Source organism: Streptomyces racemochromogenes (genome assembly GCF_044129415.1).
Lineage (GTDB): Bacteria > Actinomycetota > Actinomycetes > Streptomycetales > Streptomycetaceae > Streptomyces > Streptomyces racemochromogenes_A.
Genome location: NZ_JBBDHD010000266.1, coordinates 1 through 2,919, shown reverse-complemented (window position 1 = coordinate 2,919; position 2,919 = coordinate 1). Strand labels below are relative to the sequence as shown.

The following is a 2,919-nucleotide window of genomic DNA, read 5'->3' as shown; positions in this document are numbered from 1 at the left end:
CTCGGTGATCTGCTTGTTGATGTTGATCTGATCCTTGCCGGTGCTCGACCGCGACTGCAGATAATCGATCTGCTTCTGCAGCGTTTCCTCCTGCAGCTTCTGATCGCGTGCAGCCAGCTCACGTTGCTGGGCGTAGTAGTCGCGTACCGAGATCAGCCGCGCACTGTAGTTGGCCTGCAGTAGCTTGGTGCTGTTCTGGATCGAGGTGGCTTCTTCCTGCGCAGCCGCCTTGATAGCCGACAACCTGGCGCTGGTTTCAGCGTTGTAGACCGGCGCACCGCTGGCACCCTTCGGCAAACTGTCCTGATACTTCTTCCGCGACGCTGCGATCAGCTTCTCAACGTCAGCCTCGCGGCCAGCAGCCTTGGCCAGGTTGCGGATCTGTTCCTCCTCGCGCTTCTGGATCTCAGCGCGCGAGCGGTTGCCAGCCTCGATAGACGCCAGCTGTTCTGCAGCTTTGCTGTCAATCGTGCGGCTTGCCTTCGCGCCACCCACCGACGCGTCAGTTGCCACCTTTTGCAGATCCGCGATCTTCTTGCGCAGGTCGGAGATCTGGCTATCGATAGCTGCAGTAGCACCAGGGGTGCGTTGATTCATCGGGTTGGAGCGCGCACGCTCCAACGTGGAGATCATCTGTTCAAACTGCTTGATCGATTCCGCACTGGTGTTGGCACGGCCCAGGTTGAGCATTGCGTCCCAGGCTTCGGCGGCAGCGTTCTTGAGTCCCTTCCAAGCGCTTTCCAGGTAGCCCAGGTTTTCGCGCATCTTGTTGCTGCGCTCGATCAGCACGCCAGCAAACGCGCGCGTGGCGACCGCCGCAGCGTCTTGATTGCGACCCTGCTCCTGCAGCACGCGGATGTTCTCCAACATCTCGGCGGTGAGGAAGTTGTAGGTTTTGTTGAGTTCCAGGATCGCGGACACCGGATCTTTGGCGATGCTCTTGAACTGGTCAACCGTGTCTTCGATGGCCACGCCAGCGGTTGCCTTCATCGACAAAGCGGCACGTGACACAAGATCGAAGTTTTCAGCTGCGATGACACCCGTTGACGCGATTTGGCTCAGCGCATCAGCAGCTCCGCCACGGGTGACACCATCCATGCTATCCAAGGTAGCTGCCAGGTCGTTGAGCTTCTGTGCCAGGCCCGGAACGTCCTGGCCGGTGGCGATCAGCGACTTCTGCAGACGGCGCATCTCAGCCTCACCCTGGTACGCCGCGAAGGCTACGGTGCCCAGCACTGCAGCGCTGACGGTGACCGGGTTGACCAGGCCCAGGAAGCCGCTGGCCAGCGCGCGCAGAGCGGTAGGCACGCTGCCGCCAAACATGTCCTTGAGCTGGCCACCCTGCTGCAGCAGCACCGTCAACGGAGCTTGGCCACCCTGCAGCGACACGATGATGTCAGTCACCTGCGCCGGTACGCCACGCAAAGCAGCCTGATACTGCTTCATGGTAAGGGCGGAGTTGAACATCTGCTTTTCTTGTTCTTGATACTTCGCCCGCGCGTCCTCTGCTGCTTTTTCTTGATCTCGCAGCGCCTTGATGAGCGGCGCAGCCGATTGCGCAACGCCCAGCTCAGCTGCCTTGAGTTCCAGCAGCTGGGATTTGGTTTTGCCGATTGCCGTCACCTGCTGTTCCAGGTCACGAATGAAGTTCGTGCGGGTTGCCTGGGCTGCATTGGCCTGGCGCTGAGCCTCGGCCTGCTGTTGTTGCATCTGTGCCAGCCGGGCGGCCTGGTCAGCGGCTCGACTCGCAGCAGCGGCGTTCTGCTCCAATGCCAGCTTTGCACCATTGAGCACTTCCAGCGGCACACCACGAATCGCGGCGTTGAACAGGCGTTGCTGGTCGGTGCTCAGGCCCTGCTGACGCACGAAATTCAAAAGACTGTCAGTAGCGCGTTTGGCCCCGCCCACAGTCTTGGTATACGCGGCGTCGGCAGCATCGCCCATGCCGGTGGTCTTTTTGATAGCAGCATCAACACGCGCGTCAAACTCGGCGGTGTCAACAACTACTTTCAGTCGCGCGGTGCCAATTGCGTCAGCCATGATCGTGCTTCCCTTAGAGGAAACCCCTCACAAGGAGGGGTTAGGAGTAGTACCTAATGCGGTGTAGTGCTTCTTGCTGGATGACGCGCAGCTTGTCGATCCACTCATCGTATTCTTCATCGCTGAGCTTTTTACGCTCAAGCGCGTTCTGGAAAACAACCATGTCGAGCGATACCGGGCCATTGAATCCCATCCGCCATTGATCATTGTATGTCCAGAAAAGCTGCACGACATCCCAATTCTCGTCCCACACCTCTACAACTTCCTCTACAAAGTCAGTTGGTTTGTACCACGGACGTTCCGTAAACCATTCTTTGTCAGGCCGACGCCAGTAGAGGTTGGCGACGACCTCTTTCAGTTTCCCACCAACTTGACGCGGCGGGCGACGTGGAAGCCCTGGATGACGGCGTGCAGGATACCGGCGCGGTCATCTTCGGCCTGCTGCAGACCTTCCGGCGTCAGGGCATATTCGCTGTCCCACTTCTCGACCAGGCGCATGACGCCACCAACCAGGTCGAACTGCGGGCGATTGGTGTCACTGCTGGTGATATTCAGGGCCTCATCGAACTGCTTGCCGGTGAGGTTGCGGTAGGTGACACCAAAGGTAATATCGGGTTCGTTCTGGCCAGTGATGGTCAGGTCGGTGCTGATCGTTTCGACACGCTTACGGGTGAGCATTGCTATTTCCTCGGGTTAGGTAGCCGGGCAGGACGATCCTGCCCGGCAGTGGAACTGTACCAGTTACGCCGCCGCGTAGCGCATCGGGTCGGCGGTCAGCGAGAACGTCAGTTGGTTGGCCAAGAACTCGTTGAGCACCTTGGTGGGCACCTTGTTGAAGCTGATCCAGCCCACCTAGTAGATCACGTCACCGTTCGGCAG

The 2,919-nt window shown here is 59.2% G+C and carries 3 protein-coding genes; all 3 read right to left on the bottom strand.

The window, feature by feature from the left end:
* On the bottom strand, nucleotides 1-2,040 hold a 2,040-nt coding region (locus WDV06_RS36605), incomplete at its 3' end, for a phage tail length tape measure family protein (protein WP_395514121.1).
* 40 nt (nucleotides 2,041-2,080) lie between these two features.
* Nucleotides 2,081-2,398 (bottom strand): DUF1799 domain-containing protein, encoded by a 318-nt coding sequence (locus tag WDV06_RS36600; RefSeq protein ID WP_395514122.1) that lies wholly within the window; start codon nucleotides 2,396-2,398, stop codon nucleotides 2,081-2,083.
* Nucleotides 2,395-2,718, bottom strand: a complete 324-nt coding sequence (locus WDV06_RS36595) for a hypothetical protein (RefSeq protein ID WP_395514120.1) — start codon at nucleotides 2,716-2,718, stop codon at nucleotides 2,395-2,397. Before WDV06_RS36595 ends, WDV06_RS36600 begins: the two co-directional genes overlap by 4 nt.
* Nucleotides 2,719-2,919 lie beyond the last annotated feature (201 nt).

Bases quoted from the DNA above. Each gene is read 5' to 3' on its own strand.
- WDV06_RS36595 (WP_395514120.1), bottom strand. From the start codon at position 2,718: ATGCTCACCCGTAAGCGTGTCGAAACGATCAGCACCGACCTGACCATC.